Origin of the sequence: Actinomyces oris (assembly GCF_001553935.1) — a bacterium.
Taxonomy (GTDB): Bacteria; Actinomycetota; Actinomycetes; order Actinomycetales; family Actinomycetaceae; genus Actinomyces; species Actinomyces oris_A.
Window position 1 is genome coordinate 2,699,540 of record NZ_CP014232.1, and the last position, 18,424, is coordinate 2,717,963.

The 18,424-nt window shown below is 66.7% G+C and carries 14 protein-coding genes; 7 read left to right on the top strand and 7 right to left on the bottom strand.

The window, feature by feature from the left end:
* Positions 1 to 26: 26 nt before the first annotated feature.
* Entirely contained in the window at positions 27 to 2,177 is a 2,151-nt protein-coding gene (locus tag AXE84_RS10895; RefSeq protein WP_081093161.1) for a primosomal protein N', read from the top strand.
* 46 nt (positions 2,178 to 2,223) lie between these two features.
* On the opposite strand, the gene AXE84_RS10900 is transcribed toward AXE84_RS10895, so the two are convergent.
* The 7 genes from AXE84_RS10900 to AXE84_RS10930 all read right to left on the bottom strand — a co-directional run bounded on the left by AXE84_RS10900 (position 2,224) and on the right by AXE84_RS10930 (position 10,070).
* On the bottom strand, positions 2,224 to 2,886 hold the full coding sequence (locus AXE84_RS10900) for a TetR/AcrR family transcriptional regulator (RefSeq protein WP_081093162.1): 663 nt from the start codon (positions 2,884 to 2,886) through the stop codon (positions 2,224 to 2,226).
* Positions 2,887 to 3,092: 206 nt separating this feature from the next.
* Positions 3,093 to 4,457: an MFS transporter gene (locus AXE84_RS10905; RefSeq protein WP_060957888.1), complete on the bottom strand. Its 1,365-nt coding sequence runs from the start codon at positions 4,455 to 4,457 to the stop codon at positions 3,093 to 3,095.
* Positions 4,458 to 4,702: 245 nt separating this feature from the next.
* A complete protein-coding gene (locus tag AXE84_RS10910) occupies positions 4,703 to 5,221 on the bottom strand; it encodes a hypothetical protein (RefSeq protein WP_236750056.1) in 519 nt (172 codons plus the stop codon).
* A 232-nt stretch (positions 5,222 to 5,453) separates the two neighbouring features.
* Positions 5,454 to 6,581: a serine/threonine protein kinase gene (locus AXE84_RS10915; RefSeq protein WP_004564867.1), complete on the bottom strand. Its 1,128-nt coding sequence runs from the start codon at positions 6,579 to 6,581 to the stop codon at positions 5,454 to 5,456.
* A 208-nt stretch (positions 6,582 to 6,789) separates the two neighbouring features.
* Positions 6,790 to 7,770 (bottom strand): carbamate kinase, encoded by a 981-nt coding sequence (gene arcC / locus AXE84_RS10920; RefSeq protein WP_060957889.1) that lies wholly within the window; start codon positions 7,768 to 7,770, stop codon positions 6,790 to 6,792.
* 3 nt (positions 7,771 to 7,773) lie between these two features.
* Positions 7,774 to 8,781, bottom strand: coding sequence for an ornithine carbamoyltransferase (gene argF / locus AXE84_RS10925; RefSeq protein WP_060957890.1), 1,008 nt, complete (start codon positions 8,779 to 8,781; stop codon positions 7,774 to 7,776).
* Between the two features lie 65 nt (positions 8,782 to 8,846).
* Positions 8,847 to 10,070, bottom strand: coding sequence for an arginine deiminase (locus tag AXE84_RS10930; RefSeq protein WP_010615247.1), 1,224 nt, complete (start codon positions 10,068 to 10,070; stop codon positions 8,847 to 8,849).
* Positions 10,071 to 10,412: 342 nt separating this feature from the next.
* Between AXE84_RS10930 and AXE84_RS10935 the strand changes: the two genes are divergently transcribed.
* From AXE84_RS10935 to AXE84_RS10960, 6 genes are all read left to right on the top strand, one after another.
* Positions 10,413 to 11,093 (top strand): HAD family hydrolase, encoded by a 681-nt coding sequence (locus AXE84_RS10935; protein ID WP_236750057.1) that lies wholly within the window; start codon positions 10,413 to 10,415, stop codon positions 11,091 to 11,093.
* A gap of 39 nt (positions 11,094 to 11,132) precedes the next feature.
* Positions 11,133 to 12,107, top strand: a complete 975-nt coding sequence (gene fmt, locus AXE84_RS10940) for a methionyl-tRNA formyltransferase (protein ID WP_060957892.1) — start codon at positions 11,133 to 11,135, stop codon at positions 12,105 to 12,107.
* Between the two features lie 245 nt (positions 12,108 to 12,352).
* The gene (locus tag AXE84_RS10945) at positions 12,353 to 13,744 is read left to right on the top strand and encodes an RsmB/NOP family class I SAM-dependent RNA methyltransferase (RefSeq protein ID WP_060957893.1); all 1,392 of its coding nucleotides are present in this window, start codon (positions 12,353 to 12,355) and stop codon (positions 13,742 to 13,744) included.
* A 38-nt stretch (positions 13,745 to 13,782) separates the two neighbouring features.
* On the top strand, positions 13,783 to 14,472 hold the full coding sequence (gene rpe, locus AXE84_RS10950; protein WP_060957894.1) for a ribulose-phosphate 3-epimerase: 690 nt from the start codon (positions 13,783 to 13,785) through the stop codon (positions 14,470 to 14,472).
* A gap of 384 nt (positions 14,473 to 14,856) precedes the next feature.
* Positions 14,857 to 16,692 (top strand): acetyl/propionyl/methylcrotonyl-CoA carboxylase subunit alpha, encoded by a 1,836-nt coding sequence (locus tag AXE84_RS10955; RefSeq protein WP_060957895.1) that lies wholly within the window; start codon positions 14,857 to 14,859, stop codon positions 16,690 to 16,692.
* Positions 16,693 to 16,758: 66 nt separating this feature from the next.
* Complete coding sequence (locus AXE84_RS10960; protein ID WP_236750225.1) at positions 16,759 to 18,327, top strand: acyl-CoA carboxylase subunit beta; 1,569 nt, start codon at positions 16,759 to 16,761, stop codon at positions 18,325 to 18,327.
* Positions 18,328 to 18,424: the final 97 nt, after the last annotated feature.

Consider the following 18,424-nt stretch of genomic DNA (forward strand, 5'->3'; position numbering starts at 1 on the left):
GGGGCGGGAGACTTCCGAAGGCTTGTATGGCAACCGGCTACGATGACGCCGTTTCCGCCTCCGGTGAGTGGGAGGAGACCGCACGTGGTCACGGGGTAAGCAGGCAGGGCGAGCTGCTGGAACTGCCGGAGCCCGGTCAGCGCACGGTGACGGTGGCCGGAGTCCACAACCCCGTGGCGAGGGTTCTCCTGGACTCCCCGGTGCCTCATCTCGACCGCACCTTCGACTACCTAGTGCCTGCGGCGATGGCGCAGCAGGCCCTGCCCGGTACCCGGGTCATGGTTCGCTTCGGCGAGCAGGAGATGCGCGGATGGATCTGGGAACGGGGGTCCACGACGACCCATATCGGCCGGCTGTCTGCTCTGCGCCGAGTGGTCTCCGACCTCCCGGTCCTGCCGGAAGGCTCACGCCGCCTCATTGAGGCCGTCGCCTCCCGTAGCTGTGGGACACGTTCCGACGTCGTCCGGCTTGCGGTTCCCGCCAGGCACGCCACCACTGAGAAGGCTGAGAGGAACAAGGGTCCCCTCGACCTTGCAACCTGGGAACCGCTGTCCTCGAGCGACCATGGCTGGCAACCTTACGACGGCGGCGAGGAGTTCCTGAAACGGTTGGCCCACGGTGAGGCACCACGCGCGGTCTGGTCCGCCCTGCCCGCGCCGCAGCAGCGGCCGCCCGCGACATGTTCGGCGGGGGACGATGGCAGCTCCGTCCCAGCGGTTTCTCCGTGGCAGCTGTGCCTGGCTCAAGCCGTCCAGGCCACTTTGGCGAGCTCCCGCAGCGCGGTCATCGTCGTCGCCACGACTCATCAGGCTGAGACCCTCGCTGCCCGGCTCAGGCATAACCTGGAGGGGGAACCGGTGGTGGTGCTCTCTGCTGAGCATGGGCCGGCACGCCGTTACCGGGCGTTTCTGGCTCTGCTGCTGGGGCGAGCCCGGGTGGTCGTCGGCACCAGGGCGGCGGCCTTCGCCCCGGTGCACCGGCTTGGGCTGGCGGTCGTCTGGGACGACGGGGACAACCGGTTGGAGGAGCCCCACGCCCCCTACTGTCACGCCCGCACAGTACTCGCCCTGCGCTCAACGTTGGAGAGTGCCGGACTGCTCATCGGCGGATTCACCCGCTCCGTGGAGGCGCACTCGCTCGTGGAGCAAGGATGGTGCCAGAACCTGGCGGCACCCCGCCACGTTGTGCGCGCTGCGGTGCCTCGGGTGGAGGTCCCTGGCCCAGCTGAGCTGGACCGGGAGGGCGCGTCCGGAGCAGCCCGCATCCCTTCCCTCGCCCATCGAGCGCTGCGGAGCGCTTTGCAGGACGGACCAGTGCTCGTTCAGGTGCCACGTGCCGGCTACGCGCCGTTGGTGGCCTGTGCCCGATGCCGTACAGCCGCACACTGCACTGTCTGTGGCGGTCCGCTGGCGATGGACCAACGGGGGCGTACCTCCTGCCGTTGGTGCGCTCGCACGGTGGGGCAGTGGGACTGCCCCGAGTGCGGCGGCCATGGACTGAGGATGGCGACGGTTGGATCGACGCGCACGGGTGAGGAGCTGGGGCGGGCCTTTCCCGGCGTCCCCGTGGTGGTCTCGGGAGCGAGGGAGGCCCACGGCGTCATCGACGAGGTAGACGGCACGCCACGTCTTGTGGTGGCGACGCCCGGGGCGGAGCCGGTGGCCGAGGGCGGATACCGGGCCATTCTGCTGCTCGACGGCGGCGCGCTGTCCTCCCGTCCCGATCTTGGTGCTGCCAGCGAAGCGTTGCGCCAGTGGTCCAATGCCGTGGTGTTGGCGGCACCGTCAGCCCGTGTCGTTCTCCTGGGCGGACCGGATCCGGTCGCGGCGCAGGCCCTCCTGAGATGGGACCAGGCTGGCTTCGCCCGCAGAGACCTTCTGGAGCGAGCCGAGCTGCACCTACCACCCGCTTGGCGAGTGGCCCGCCTGGACGGGCCAGCACGTGGCGTGGAGTCCCTCCTGGCTCAGGCCGACGCCGATGGGTTTGAGGTACTGGGCCCGGTGACCCCACCACCTGTTCGCGGTCAGGCGACCTCCGGTGCAGTCAGGGCCCTGGTACGCGCTCCGCTGTCACGTGGCAAGGCGCTTGCCACCATGCTCGGGCTACGACTGCGCGACCGATCAGCCCACCGTGAGGAGCCGGTGCGTGTCGAGCTCGATCCCACCCGTTTGTGGTGAGGCAGTCTGAAAGAACCGACGAGGAGTGGGATCAGCCCGCCGAGCCCTAGCCAGCTGAGCTGCTCGACTCAACCGTGGCGGACAGTGTCGCGTGAGCCGTAGGAGTTGAAGAGGAGACCACTGTGGCACCTGGCGCCTGGAATGGCGGCACGCCATGGGCCAGGGAGATGAGATCCGTCAAGAGTCCAGCGGCGGTGGCCTTGACGTTCCACCCCTCACTGAGGGCGGTCACAGCGGCACCATCGACGATAGCGATCACCATCTCCGGTTCGAGCGGGCTGTCGAACTGGCGCAGCACACGGCGCAGAGCGGCATTGAGACGTTGCCGCCCCTGACGGTAGGCGTGCTTGACCGGAGATGCCTGGCTGGCTGAGATGAGTTGAAGATAGTGCCCGAAGTAGGCACCATGGGCGGGAAGGGTCGCTTGGAGGATGAACCGCACCCGCTGGGGGACATCTGGAACGCCCTTGAAGGCCTCCACCCGGTCGGCGACATGCTCCGCCCGAGATGCCCACAAACCGATGTTGACCAGCCCCGCCTGATGGAGGAGATCCTCCAAGCCGTTGAAGTAGTAGGTTGTCGCGGACAAGGAGCACCCGGCTCGCTTGGCGACACCGCGATGGCTGATCGCGGAAGGTCCTGACTCACGGATGATGGCCGCCGCGGCTTCGATGATGGCCTGACGACGGTCCTCTCCTCGCGGTGTCACTCGCGATTCTGCTCGAGAGCCTGCGGGTACGGGAGCATCACTACTCGCTGCGTCTCCAGCGGCATCTGCATCAGTACTAGCCATACCCATCATCTTACGACGACAACACGGTGAAGTCCGTAAGAAGACGATGATCATGGCCTCGTAACGAAGTAGGCTATATTCGACCTGTTGCCAATTGCTCTCAGTGAGTGGGAGTGAGTGGGTCAGACTTCGGATTGAGCCTGCTCCTCAGTCAGCTCCGACCCATGAATCGTACGAGATCGGAAGATTGCCACCATGGCGATCAGTGCGATCACCGTGAGATAAACCGCCGGCGCCAGGGGAGAGCCGGTGATCTTGATAAGCCACGTGACGATGAACGGCGTCGTTCCGCCAAGAAGCGCGTTGGCCCCATTGAAGGACAGGGCGAAGCCCGAGTAGCGCACGTTGGTTGGGAAGGACTCAGCCAGGAAGGTGGCCAGAGTTCCATCATTAGCCGTCAACGCTATAGCGAAAATGATCTGGCACAGGATGACCGCTACGAGCATGCCCGCAGCCTTCGTCATCACGATGAACAACGGGATGGTGAGCACAATGAATGCGACGCAAGCGGCGATAAGCATTCGACGGCGCCCGAAGGAGTCCGACAGGTGCCCCATGAGGAAGATTGCGGCGATGTACACGACCAGCATGACGGAGGTCGCCAGAGTGGAGGTGTCCTGGGAGAACCCGAGCTCTTCGTGAACGTATGTCGGCATGTAGGTGAGGAGCATGTAGAAGGCAACGGCGTTGAGGCAGGAGACTCCGAAGGTGATGAGGGTCTTGTGCAGGTGATCGTGCAGCAGCAAGCGCAGTGGCTCGGACCAGCTGGTCGCCTTCTGCTCCTGTGGCATCTCCGCACGCATCTCCTGGTAGGCGGGAGAGTCCTCCAGGTGTACCCGGATGTAGCGACCGATGAGACCCAGTGGCCCGGCCAGAAGGAAGGGGACTCGCCACCCCCAGGTGTTCATGGCATCCTCACTGAGGACCGAGAACATGCCCGTCACCATGAGAGAGCCGGCGAGCAGGCCACAGGCGGTAGAAGCCGGAACCAGCGACGTGTAGATACCGCGTCGAGCCGGAGGGGCGTACTCGGCCAGGAAGGTTCCAGCGCCTGCATACTCACCGGAGGCGGAGAATCCCTGAATCATTCGCAGGACGAGCAGGCCGATGGCGCTCGCCATCCCGATGACCGAGTATGTGGGAAGGAGACCGATAAAGAATGTCGATCCGGACATGATGAGAATCGACCACGACAGTGCCCAACGGCGTCCCCAGCGGTCTCCCCATGCCCCCCATACGACGGCTCCGATCGGGCGCAGAATGAAAGACATCGCGAACACTGCGTATGTCGAGAGCAACTGGATTGATTTGTCAGCGGCGGGGAAGAATGCGTGACCAATGACGGTAACCAGATATCCGTACGAGGCATAGTCGAACCACTCAATGAAGTTGCCGATGAAGCTCGCCTTTGCTGCACGCCTAAGTGCGAGACTTCGTTCTGAATCCAGATGATGGTCTTTCGTGCTTCCTGAGTGGGAGGTGTTCATAGCCTATGGCTCCGGCTCGGTGGATGTCGACGATGATGTAATAGTCATCCCAAGGTGAGACGTTGATGATTCTACCCGCGATCCTGTCTGCCCGCTGGGATTTGACGTAGGCAGACAGGATCACAGGAGGATCAGGACGTGGAGGCGCGTGATTTCCGGGAGGTGGCATCCACGATGATCGGAGCCAATCCACCGCCGACAATGAGCAGTCCGCCGATCATCCCCATGGGTGTGAGCTTCTCTCCTCAGACGAGCAGGCCGCACAGAATGGCGAACGGACACTCCCAGTAGGAGATCGTCGAGTACTCAACGGCGGGCAGGTTGCGCCCTGCAACGACTAGGAATCCCAGTGCGAAGAGGCCGCAGACGAGGAAGAGGGCCACGGCCCACATCCAGTTGGTGGCGGTGAAGGTGGAAACGCCGTGCCAAGGACGCAAGACGATGGACATCACCAGCGTCGCGCAGGCGGCCCAGAAGAAGTTCCACACGCCGCGGACGATCGAGTCAACATCCTTGCGGTATCCGTAGAAGAACAGTGCCAGGCCGTAAAAAACGCCGGATAGCAGGCCCAAAAGATCTCCCAGGCTCTTCTGAGGTAACTCAGGCGTTGTGGCAGACAGATCCAGCCCGAAGGTCAGGAACGAACCGATGACGGACTTGTCGGCGTCAGCGAGGCCAGCGGTCGTGCCACGACTGATGGTGCCGACGAGCCCCATCCCAGTGGCGGAGAGAAGCATGGCGATGGCGCCCAGCTTCTTGTTCATGACGTGCTCTGTGACAGAGGATTCAGCGGACGATGTCTGTCACATGGCAGTTGTGTCTCCTGAGTTCTCCCCCGGCGTGCGCGACAGACCGGCATCCTTGCCGGGTCTCACGCGGTCAGGTGGGTCTTGCCAGTCCTATGGAGTGTCCGCTGACCGCGCTGAGAAGAGCAGAGCCGGGAAAGGTGCGGGGCGGCAGCCCGGTCGCATGAGCCGCCGCCCCGCACCCTTGAGATCAGACCAGAGTCGGGTCAGCAACCTGGTTGGGGAAGTAGTCCTCGCAGCCACCCTCACGGTAGACGTCGGCCGTTGCGCAGTGCAGACCACCGCCGAAGGCGTAGGCGTCGCGGAAGGGAACCGGGATGACATTCATGCCCAGCTTGTCCATCTGCTCCATCTGGTGGACCTCGCTGGCCTCGACACACACGGTCTTGTGGTCGATGACCAGGCAGTTCATGGACAGCCAGACCGAGGAGTAGCACAGCGGCGGCGGAACCTCGTGGGCCGGGGGAGCGGCGTCGACGATCTGCCAGTCGTTGGCCTCGAAGATCTTGCGCTGCTCCTCGGGCAGGCGGCGGTGCGGGTTGTTGATGATGAGCCCGGGCCGCAGCGGCACGAAGGTGGCGTCGATGTGGATCGGGTAGGGGTCGCCGGGGAAGTTCACCGCGTGCACCCGCAGGTCCGGGTAGTAGCGCTTGAACCACTCCATCGCCTTGCGGTTGGTGGTCAGACCGTGCTGGATGAACAGGTCCTTACCCACGCGCATGACGTCGGCGGCGTCCCACATCGGCTCAACCTCAGTGGTCACGAAGTCCTTGGCGGCGGTGCGCTCAAGGCGCTCCTCCAGGGAGATCCGCTCGTCGTAGTAGTTGTGCTTGTAGGACTTGTCCGTCAGCCGCGGACGAGGGGCCTGGGTCCACTTGAACTCCGGGTCCTCCTCGAAGTACTGGTTCATGAGGGGCCAGTAGGCGAGGTACTCGAAGTAGCGGCAGCGGAACGAGTTGGCCGACGCCATGATCTCGTCACCGATGGTGAGCAGGATGTCACGCGGGGGCATCTGGGTGAAACCCGACTCCGTGCGGAAGTCAGGCGTCTGGATGGCCTGGTTCCACTGCAGCGGCGTGGGGCGGTCCACCTGAACGCCCAGACCCTCGAGGATCTTGACGTAGTTGTCGAGCTGCTCGTTGGCGGCCTCGACGGTGGCGGTGGGGCGGGGGCCCCACATGCCGCGCATCTCGGAGTCGATCGGCACCTTCTCAGAGGTGGCGGGCTCCTCGGGAGGAATAACCGAGAAGTCGGCGCGTCCGACGATGACACGCTTAAGAGGGTCGAAGTCGTTCCAAGAGTTGACGATCTTCGTCATGAGTAATTCACTCCTTTGTGCTCGATGTGTGATGCGTGAATGAAGACAGGTGATGTGTCTATGGTTCAACACTGTCATTCTACTCTGAAGGAACCGCAAAGTGGCCATAGGAGTATCTGAAGATAAGAATGATCGCTGAACCGTGGCACGGTCATTGTGGGTTCAGGGTTTTCACCACCTCCTTGAAAGACCGATACCGTTGCGCCGGTCAGGCCCTGCGGATGCGCGTGTCAAGCTGCTCGGGAATTGGGGGATGGATATCGTCTGGGCCCCCGTAGTTTCCTCCGGGAGTCACGATAGTCCCTGCCTGGCCCTCAATGATGGAAACGGCGTCCTCAAGACGTCCAATTGCCGCCATATCACCGGTCAACTCAACAAATTGGCACACCGCCTCGACCTTTGGTCCCATGGAACCACTGGGAAGTCCCATGGACCGCAGTTCTGCCGGCGTCGCCCTCGGAACCTGTTTCTGGTTCTCAGTCCCGAAGTCCTGAAACACTCCATCAACGTCCGTGAGGATGAGAAGCGCATCAGCCTCCAGGGCCTCAGCCATGACCGACGCCGTCAGGTCCTTGTCGATGACGGCTTCAACACCCTTGAGCTTGCCCTCCTCGCTACGGACGACGGGGACACCGCCGCCGCCGGAGCAAACGACGATCGCACCGGCATCCAGCAGGGTGCGCACCAGGCGGGTCTCGATGACGCGCTGCGGCATGGGGGAGCCGACGACGCGGCGGTAGTGCTCGCCGTCGGGCTTGACCACCCAGCCCCGCTCCTCAGCCAGCTTCTCGGCCTCCTCCTTGGTGTACACCTCACCGACGAACTTGGTGGGGTTGGAGAAGGCCGGGTCGCCGGCCATCACCAGGGTCTGGTTGACCATGGCGGCCACGTGGCGACCGGGCAGGGCGTTCTGCATGGCCTGCAGCAACCAGTATCCGATCATGCCCTGGGTCTGGGCACCGAGGGTGTCGAAGGGGTAGGGCTCGGAGAGGCGCTCGTCATTGGCGGACTGCAGGGCCAGGACCCCCACCTGGGGGCCGTTGCCGTGAGTCAGGACCAGCTCGTGCTTCTCCGCCAGCTTGGCCAGCTCGTGGGCCGCGATCTCGACATTGCGGATCTGGGTACTGGCGTCGGGCTTCTCCCCCCGACGCAGCAGGGCGTTTCCTCCGAGGGCGACAACGATTCTCACAACTCAGTCCCAGTTTCCCAGGGTCGCGACCATCACAGCCTTGATGGTGTGCATACGGTTCTCGGCCTGGTCGAAGGCGACGTTGCGCTCGGTCTCGAAGACGTCGTCGGTCACCTCCAGGCCCTCCATGCCGGTCTTGGCGAAGATGTCCTCACCGACCGTGGTGTTGCGGTCGTGGAAGGCAGGCAGGCAGTGGAGGAACTTCACGTCAGGGTTACCGGTGGCCTCCACCAACTGGGTGTTGACCTGGTAGGGCGTGAGCAGGGCGATGCGCTGGTCCCAGACCTCCTTGGGCTCACCCATGGAGACCCATACGTCGGTGTAGAGGAAGTCGACGCCCTTGACCCCTTGGGCGGTGTCGTCGGTGATGAGGATGCGGGCGCCGCTGTCCTTGGCCAGCTTCTCGGCCTGAGCCACCACCTCGGGAGAGGTCTGCAGCTCCTTGGGGGCCACCATCCGCACGTCCATCCCCATGAGGGCCGCCGAGATGAGCAGCGAGTTGGCAACGTTGTTGCGCGCGTCGCCCAAATAGGCGAAGGAGATCTGCTCGATCGGCTTGTCGGCGTGCTCCAGCATGGTCAGCTGGTCGGCGAGCATCTGGGTGGGGTGCCACTCGTCCGTCAGTCCGTTCCACACCGGGACGCCGGAGAGCTCAGCCAGGGCCTCGACGTGCTCCTGCTTCTTGCCACGGAACTCGATGCCGTCGTAGAAGCGGCCCAGCACCCGGGCGGTGTCCGCCACAGACTCCTTGTGGCCCATCTGGGATCCGGAGGGGTCGAGGTAGGTGACCTGTGCGCCCTGGTCGTAGGCGGCCACCTCGAAGGAGCAGCGGGTCCGCGTCGAGGTCTTCTCAAAGATGAGAGCGATGTTCTTACCGGCCAGGCGCTTCACTTCGCGGCCGGCCTTCTTGTCCGCCTTGAGCTGGGCGGCCAGCTCAAGCAGGGAGCTCCACTCCTCAGCCGTGAAGTCGAGCTCTTTGAGGAAACTGCGGTTGTGCAGGGGGTGGGACATGAGGATTCCTTCGTCCAGTGTGGTGATGTACTGATAGTTCTTCTTGTGTGTCGGCCAGGGCCGACTCAGGCAAGCGGGTCCCGCAGGGTCGGGCAACTCATGCAGTGTGGACCACCGCGACCGCGACCGACCTCTGAGCCGGGAATGGTCAGGACCTCGATGCCATGGGAAGTAAGGTACTCGTTCGTGTTGACGTTACGTTCATAGGTAACGATGACACCGGGGGCGATGGCCAGGGAGTTGGATCCGTCGTCCCACTGCTCACGGGCGGCGGCCATCGAGTCCTGGGGCGTGATGAGGACGTTGAGCTCGTCGACACCCAGGGCCTGGGCGATGACGCGGTACATGTCCTCGGGGGCGTTGCGCGTGACGCTGATCTGCTTGTCACCGTCCGGGCGCAGCGTGAGCGTTGGCAGCTTCCCCAGGCCGCCGTAGATGGTGAACGTGCCGACGTCGACCATGGTCATCACTGTGTCCAAGTGCATCTGGGCGCGGGTCCGGTTCATCTCGACGGCGACGATCCGGTTCACCTTGCCTCCGGCGAAGAGCCGGCTGGCGAGCCTCTCGATGCCCTGTGAGGTGGTGCGTTCGGAGACGCCGACCAGAACGGCGCCGTTGCCGATGATCTGGACGTCTCCACCCTCGACGGTGGCAGGGCCGGCCTGTGTGCCCTCTGACCACACGGGGAAGTCGGAGCCGGCGAAGAGAGGGTGCCAGCGGTAGATCGCCTCGTAGTTGATGGTCTCGCGCTGCCGGGCCGGCATCATCATCGAGTTGATGGAGACGCCGTTGTAGATCCAGCAGGACGTGTCGCGGGTGAAGAGGTGGTTGGGCAAAGGCGGCAGGAGCAGGTCGTCGTCTTCCATGGAGGCCAGCACGAGCGAGTCCGGGCAGGAGGTGCGCTCGAGCAGCTCGGCCTTCGTGATCCCGGCAACGAGCACCTCGGCCAGCTCGGCCCCGGACAGCCCCTGAGCCAGGGCGCGCAGCGGCTCGGCGGCGCTGGGGCCGTTGGTATTCTCGTTGACGACTCGGTCCAGGACGTACTGCCTGGCTTCGGGCACCTCGAGGGTCTGGGCCAGCAGGTCGCTGAGGTAGAGCACCTCGATGTCGCGGTCGGTCAGCACTCGTGCGAACTGGTCGTGCTCCTCCTGGGCCCGCTCGAGCCACAGCACGTCATCGAACAGGAGGTGGTCCTTGTTCTGTGGAGTGAGTCGGAGCATCTCGTTACCGGGCCTGTGCAGAATGACCTGGCGCAGCTTCCCGATTTCGGAATCTACGGAAAAATCCATGACTCCCTCTCTGACACAGCACTGTGTCGCCGATGTGGATCATGACGCGCGTCACGCGCTCTGACTGTCGAAGTGGTACGCCCGTACCGGATTGGTACGAGCGTACCAGGATGCTCGACGATTGAAAACTCCCTGGTAAAAAGAAGTTCAGAACAGGTTGATTGAGTGGTCGCCATCGAGGCGTGATGTTGCTCCCACCAAGTACTTCATCGCTTCATGAGGCACCGTTGAACGCTTCCAGCCTTCGGCTGAGGCGGCCCGACATCAGTAGATGACGTACAAACGTCAGCGGAGTTCCGACCCAGTCGGAGCCGCCTGCCCCAGTGAGGCAGGCATGGGATGATGCCGGACGTGAATGCCTTGCCCCCGCACCGCAAGGCCGCCATCCCCTCGGCCCCTGTGAGTGCCGTTGTCCTCGACTACGGCAACGTCCTGTACGCCTGGGAGCCCATGGCGGCCGTCGCCGGATACGTCTCGACCAGCGCCTGGGAGGAGTTCGTGGTCGATGGCGGGTTCCTGTCGTGGAACGAGAGACTGGACCGAGGGGAGCCCTTTGAACAGGTACTCGCCGACTGCACTCGGGCTCACCCCGGCCGCCCCGACTGGGCAGAGATCCTCTCCTTGTACCGTGAGCGCTTCGCCGCTTCGCTGACCGGCCCCGTTCCCGGGATGGCGGACCTGCTCGACGAACTCCTCGAGGAAGGCGTGGCCCTGTACGGACTGACCAACTTCGACGCCGCCCCCTTCGAGGCAGCCAGGCTCCTGGTTCCCCAGCTCGAGCGCTTCGTCGGCATCGTGGTCTCCGGGCACGAGCACCTGGCCAAGCCCGACCCGGGCATCTTCGACCTTCTGCTGAACCGCTATGACCTCGTGGCCTCCAGCACCCTGTTCATCGACGACTCGAGGGTCAACATCGAGGCGGCTGGTCGGCTGGGGCTACGCACCCATCACTTCACCGGCTCAGGACGACTGCGCGCCGAGCTCATCGCCTTAGGCCTGCTCCCCACGCCGGGCCGGCGCTGAACCCCGCGCCGGGTGACGTCGCCCCTTAGACTCGGCCGCATGCGTGTGCTTTTCGCCGGAACCCCAGAGGCAGCCCTGCCTACCCTGGAGGCCCTCATCGCCAGTGAGCACGACGTCGTCGGGGTCCTCACCCGTGCCGACGCTCGCAAGGGACGCGGCCGGACGCTGCATCCCTCTCCGGTGGCGGCCGTGGCTCGTGACGCGGGGCTCGATGTACGCACTCCAGCCACCCTCAAGGGCGAGCAGGCCGGAGATGTGCGGGACTGGGTGCGTGCTCTCAAGGTCGACGTCGCCGTCGTGGTCGCCTACGGGCGCCTGGTGCCGGCCGATCTGCTGGAGGTACCAGAGCACGGTTGGCTGAATCTCCACTTCTCGCTGCTGCCAGCATGGCGCGGAGCCGCACCGGTCCAGCGGGCGGTCATCGCAGGCGACGAGGTCACTGGGGCATGCGTGTTCCGCCTCGAGGAGGGGCTCGACACCGGTCCCGTCTATGGCCGACTCACGGAGGCCATCAGCGGTCGGGACACCAGTGGGGACCTGCTCGAGCGGCTGGCGCAGGCCGGGGCGCCCCTGGTCCTCGATGTGCTGCGCCGCATCGAGAACGACAGCGTGCGTCCGGAGCCGCAGGATGATGCGCTGGCCACGCTGGCCCCGATGCTCTCCTCGGCCGACGGCCGGATCCGCTGGGAGGATCCGGCGCTGGCCATTGATCGTCGGATCCGGGGCGTCAGTCCGGCACCGGGTGCCCACACCACCTATCAGGGGGCCAGGTTCCGTCTGGGCCCGGTCACCCTGGTCCCGGAGGTCACCGATCTGCTGCCCGGCCAGCTGCGCGCCACCAAGCACGAGGTTCTCGCGGGAACCGGGGGCTGTGCCGTCCGTCTGGGGCAGGTCGCACCCGCCGGGCGCAGCTGGATGCCCGCTGACGCCTGGGCCAGGGGAGCGCGCCCGGAGGCGGGCGCCATCTTGGGGGACTCTTCTTCCAGGAACGACGACGCTGAGGGAACGATCTGATGGGGGAGCGATCGGCACGCCGGAGCGCGTCGGGCGGCCACAAGGAGAGTCGACGAGGTGCAGGCCGCGGACAGGGCAACGAGCACGGCAGATACCGGGAGCAAGGCGGCAGGCGAAGCGGGCGTGGCGGTCACCACGAGGGTGGGCGCGGCCAGGGCCGGGGCCGGCGCTCCTTCAAGCAGGACGGCCCGCAGGCGGGTGCATCGACGCGCTCGGCGCGGGGCCGATCTGACTCGGCACGTGAAGTGGCTCTGGAGGTGCTGACCCGCGTTCGTCGCGATGACGCCTTCGCCAACCTCCTTCTGCCCGAGCTGCTCGAGACCGCTGACCTGGATCGGCGTGACGCCGGCTTCGCCACTGCCCTGACCTACGGGACCCTGCGGCTCCAGGGGCGCTACGACGCGATGATCGCCGCTTGCACGGACCGCCCCCTGGAGCGCATCGATCCGGCCGTGCTCGACGTCCTGCGCCTAGGGGCCCACCAGCTCATGGGTATGAGGGTGGCCCAGCACGCCGCAGTGAGCACCACCGTGGACCTGGCCACCACCTCCTGCGGACGCGGCGCGGCCACCTTCGTCAACGCCGTCATGCGTCGCCTCAGTGGGCGGGACCTGGACTCCTGGATGGATGAGCTGCGCCGGGACGCGCCCGATAAGACGGCCGCCCTGGCGCGCACCCAGTCGCACCCGGAGTGGATCGTCAAGGCGCTGCGTCAGGCCCTGGTCACCCACGGCCGCAGCGACGAGGAGCTCGAGGCCATTCTGGCCGCAGACAACGCCGACCCCGAAGTGGCCCTGTGTGCCAGGCCCGGCCTCATCGCCCCGGAGGCGCTGGCCAAGGCCGCCCGCAAGGCCGACCGGGCTCACGACGTCGAGCCGCGTCCCGGCAGGATCAGTCCCCTCGCCGTCGTCATGGTTGGGGGAGATCCGGGCCGGATCGAGGCGATCCGCGACTGCCGGGCCGGGGTCGAGGACGAGGGCAGTCAGCTGGTGGCACTCGTTGCGGCGCACGCCCCTGTGGAGGGCCGCGATGAGCGGTGGCTCGACCTGTGCGCCGGGCCCGGTGGCAAGGCCGCCCTGCTCGCCGCGAGGGCCGCGCAGACGGGCGCCCAGCTGCTGGCCAATGAGGTCAGCCCCCATCGGGCCGACCTGGTGCGCTCGGCCCTGCGAGCCATCGCGCCGGACGTCGCCCGGGTGCGTTGCGGTGATGGACGTGACCTCGGGCGCGATGAGCCTGGCGCCTACGACCGGGTCCTGGTTGACGCTCCCTGCACGGGTCTGGGGTCGCTGCGCCGCCGCCCCGAGGCCCGCTGGCGGCGGCAGCCGCAGGACGTCACCGTTCTGGCCGAGCTTCAGCGCGAGCTGCTGGCCAGTGCCCTGCGTGCCGTGCGGCGCGGGGGAGTGGTGACCTACGTGACCTGCTCCCCGCACGCCCTGGAGACGACCCTCGTGGTGCGCGACGTGACGCGGCTGCTGGAGCGCGAGGGCCTGCGCACCGAGCCCCTGCACGCCGGGGACGTCGCCACCCGCCTGGCCCCTCATCCGCCGGCCGGATCCGACCGGGAGGCGCTTCAGCTCTGGCCCCACCTCGACGGCACCGACGCAATGTTCTGCGCCCTGCTGCGCCGCACCAGCTGACTGACCAACCACACCAGCGCATCATGAGGAGCATCCCGATGACGGCCATCCACCCCTCGATCCTCAACTGCGACATTGCCCACCTGGCCGACGAGCTCGACCGGGTCACGGGCGACGTCGGCGCCCCGGGCGCCGACGGGATTCACGTCGATGTCATGGACAACCACTTCGTGCCCAACCTGTCATGGGGGCTGCCGGTAGTCGAGGCGGTGCTCGCCCATTCCTCGCTGCCCGTGGATGCCCACCTCATGATCCGCGACGCCGACCGCTGGGCGCCGGCCTACGCCGAGGCCGGCTGCCAGATTGTCACCCCCCACGCCGAGGCCACGACGGCGCCGGTGCGTCTGGCGCGCGAGCTCCACCGGCTCGGCGCCGGCGCGGGCATCGCCCTGAGGCCCGCCACCCCCCTGGAGGCCGTCGCCGATGTCCTGGGGGAGTTCGACCTCCTCCTGCTCATGACCGTGGAGCCAGGCTTCGGGGGCCAGTCCTTCATCGAGTCGATGCTGCCCAAGATCGGCCGGGCGCGCGAACTGGTCGGTGCCAGGGGGCTCGACCTGCGAGTACAGGTCGATGGCGGCATCACCGCCCAGACGATTGAGCGCGCGGCCGAGGCCGGGGCGGACGTTTTCGTCGCCGGGTCGGCCGTCTACCGGGCCGACGACGCCCTGGCCGCCATCTGCGAGCTGCGCGAGGCGGCCTCCTCGCACCGCCATGACGCTCGCGGCTGACACTGACGACGCCGCAGGGCGCTGCCCGCGACCGGCATCGACGCCCTGTTGGAGGAGGTGTTCGTGATGCAGATGTGGCAGCCGATGCGTGAAGCCACCCCGCCCACGTTGGGCTTGTGGGAAACCTCAAAGGCATTCGAGGGGTGGGAAGCACCTTTACAAGGCCCCCGTTATGCCGCCTCATTACTGGGGTCTCGATTGTTACACCAACGCAACTCTCAGTCTTTGTGAGGTTTCCACAAATGGAATGTGGTGTCCTGACCACGTAACGTCATAGTCCAGTGGACCCGCCCCTCGACGATTGTAGGGAAAGCACGGATCCACCCCGCCGGCCCAAGGAGGGCCCGCCGCCAGCCCGGCACCGTCCAGGTAAGGAGACTCTTGGTGACCCTCTCGCGTATCCTCATCGCCAACCGTGGCGAGATCGCACTGCGTATCGTGCGAACCGCCCGCGATCTCGGAGCGACGTCGATCCTTCCGTACACGCCCGAGGACCTGATGAGCCCTGCCGCAGAGCTCGCCGATGAGTCCTACGCACTGCCCGAGGGGTCGTCCTACACTGATGCGGCGGCGCTCCTCGAGATGGCCCGTGCCACCGGCGCAGACGCCATCCACCCCGGTTACGGGTTCCTGTCCGAGGACGCCGACTTCGCCCGCTCCATCATCGATGCCGGCATCACCTGGGTCGGGCCCTCGCCTGAGGCCATGGATGCCCTCGGGGACAAGATGAGTGCCCGAGCCACCGCCGAGCGGGCCCAGGTCGCCCCGGTGCCCGGCATCACCGACTCGGTCACCGACGCGGAGACCGTCATCGCCTTCGCCGCAACCCACGGCTACCCGGTCGCACTGAAGCGCACTGACGGCGGTGGTGGACGCGGCATCACTGTCCTGAACAACGACGACGAGGTCAGGACCACCCCGGCCTTCGAGTCCGCGGCGCAGGGCGGCGGGACCCTCATCCTGGAGCGGTTCGTCACAGCCGCACGCCATGTCGAGACCCAGTGCGCTCGCGACAGCCACGGCGGTTTCGCCGTCGTGTCCACCCGCGACTGCTCACTGCAGCGACGCAACCAGAAGCTCCTCGAGGAGGCTCCCGCGCCCTTCCTGCCCGAGGGTGTTCACGACCGTCTCGTCGCGACCTCCCGTCGCCTCCTGGAGACGGTCGACTACGTCGGGGTGGCCACCTGCGAGTTCCTCCTGACCCCCGAGGGCGATGTCTGGTTCCTCGAGGTCAACCCCCGTCTTCAGGTAGAGCACTGCGTCACCGAGGAGGTCACCGGCACCGACCTGGTCGAGGTCCAACTGCGCATCGCCCAGGGCGGACACCTCGGACAGGTCAACGAGCCCCGCGGCCACAGCCTCGAACTGCGCATCACCTGTGAGGACCCCTCCCGGGGACTGGCCCCCTCCACCGGTGCCATCACCCGCCTGCGCTGGCCGGCCGGCCCCGGGGTCCGCATCGAGTCCGGAGTCACCGAGGGCGACGTCGTCACCCCCTTGTTCGACCCGATGCTCGCCAAGATCATCATCACCGGCGCCAGCCGGGAACAGGCCATCGCCCGAGCCCGACGAGCCCTGCGAGAGACGGTGGTCGAAGGCGTCACCGTGTGCACCGCCCTGCACTCCGAGGTCCTGACCCGCCCCGACTTCACCGCCCCCGACGAGGCCGGGCGGCTGGCCGTGACCACGAGGTGGATCGAGAAGGAGGTGCTTCCCGATCTTGACGACGCCGCGGCGACGTCGCAGACCGACGGTTCGGCGGAGACGGTCGCCAACCCGCGCACCCGCTCCAGCTACATCATCGAGCTCAACGGCCGCCGCATGCAGCTGACCCTGCCCGACGGAATCCTCGCCCCCTCCAACCCGGCACGAGGCTTCAGCGCCCGCAGCAACCGGGCCCAGCCCCTGCGTGGCCGTTCTGGCGCGACCCGCTCACCTCGAGGCACAGCCCCCGGTGAGACCGGGAACGCCGGCGGTGAGCCCGGCGTCATCGCTGCGCCCATGCAGGCCATCGTCACCCGTATCTGCGTGGAGCCGGGCCAACGGGTCTGCCAGGGCGACCTGCTCGTGGTCCTGGAGTCCATGAAGATGGAGAACTACGTCCACGCACCCAGTGACGGCACCATCTCGGAGATCCCCGTCAGCGCCGGTCGCACCGTCTCGGCAGGGGATGTCCTGGTGCGCATGAGCACCCCCGAGAACAACTCCGAGGAGGCCTGAACCGTGACCACCGCCCCCATCACCGGTCCCGGAGCACCTGCCGAGACACCGGCCCAGGGAACCACCATGGCCGACTCGGTCGCCACCACTGCCTTCCGCCAGCGCATCGCCCGCGTCGATCGGGAGGCCGAGGAGCGAGCCGCCGCCCGCCAGCACGCCAAGGGCAAGCGCACCGCCCGCGAGCGCATCAACGACCTGCTCGACGACTCCACCTTCCTGGAGATCGGCCGCTACTCCGGTTCGGGCGCCGGCGACAAGGCCCGCCCCTCGGGCGTCGTCACCGGCTTCGGCCAGATCGACGGCCGCCAGGTGGCCATCTACTCCCAGGACTTCTCCGTCTCCGGCGGCGCCCTGGGCACCATCGAGGGGGACAAGATCGTCCGCCTCCTGGACGACGCCCTGCGCCTACGCATCCCCGTCATCGGACTCATCGACTCCGGCGGCGCCAAGATCCAGGAGGGCGTGGGAGCCCTGCGCCAGTACGGGCGCATCTTCAACCGCACCTGCGCCGCCTCCGGACTGGTCCCGCAGATCAGCGTCATCCTGGGGCCCTGTGCCGGCGGCGCCGTCTACAGCCCGGCCCTGACCGACTTCGTCATCGCCACCCGCCAGGCCTCCCACATGTTCGTCACCGGCCCCGACGTCGTACGCGCCACAACCGGTGAGCAGATCAGCGCCGAGGACCTCGGCGGTGCGCAGATCCACGGTTCCGTCTCCGGCGTCGTCCACTACGTGGCCGACGACGAGGAGGACGCGTTGGGGCAGGTCCGCACCTTCCTGGCCTACCTGCCCTCCTCATCCGAGGTCAGCGCTCCCCTGTACGCCTACGACGACGCCGACGCCCAGGCCGACGCCGAGGCCGCCCGCAGCGTCGGCGAGATCGTCCCGGCCTCCACCCGGCAGGCCTACGACGTCGTCGAGGTGGTCTCAGCCGTCGTCGACCACGGCGAGCTCGTCCAGGTCCAGGAGGAGTTCGCTCCCAACGTCGTGGTCGGCTTCGCCTGCTTCGAGGGCCACCCGGTGGGGATCGTCGCCAACCAGCCGCTGGTGGACGCCGGCACCCTGGATGTCGACGCCTCCGAGAAGCTCGCCCGCTTCGTGCGTTTCTGCGACGCCTTCGGGCTGCCAGTGGTCACCTTCGTCGACGTCCCCGGCTACCGTCCCGGAGCCGAGCAGGAGCACGCCGGCATCATTCGCCGCGGTGCCAAGGTCATCAACGCCTACGCCACCGCCACCGTGCCGCTGGTGACGATCGTCCTGCGCAAGGCCTATGGCGGCGCCTACATCGTCATGGGCTCCAAGGCCATCGGCGCCGACCTCAACTTCTGCTGGCCGGGAGCCGAGATCGCCGTCCTGGGCGCTGCCGGAGCCGTCGGCATCATTCACCGTCGCGACCTGGCCAAGGTTCGTGACGAGCAGGGGGAGGAGGCCGCGGCCGCCGAGCACGAGCGGCTCGTGGCCGAGTACACCGACGCCGTCATCAACCCCGACAAGGCCGTGGCCATCGGTGAGATCGACGCCGTCATCGCCCCCGAGGAGACCCGCAACGTCATCGTCGACTCCCTGGCCGCGCTGCGCGCCAAGAACGACGCCCGCCCCGAGTCCCCCAAGAAGCATGACAACATCCCCCTCTGACTCCGGCTCCGAGACCCACTCGCCACCGCCTCCATCGTCTTCCCCGACTTCACCCGACACCAGTTCAGGTAACCGTTCCGAGACCGCCGACCGCGCC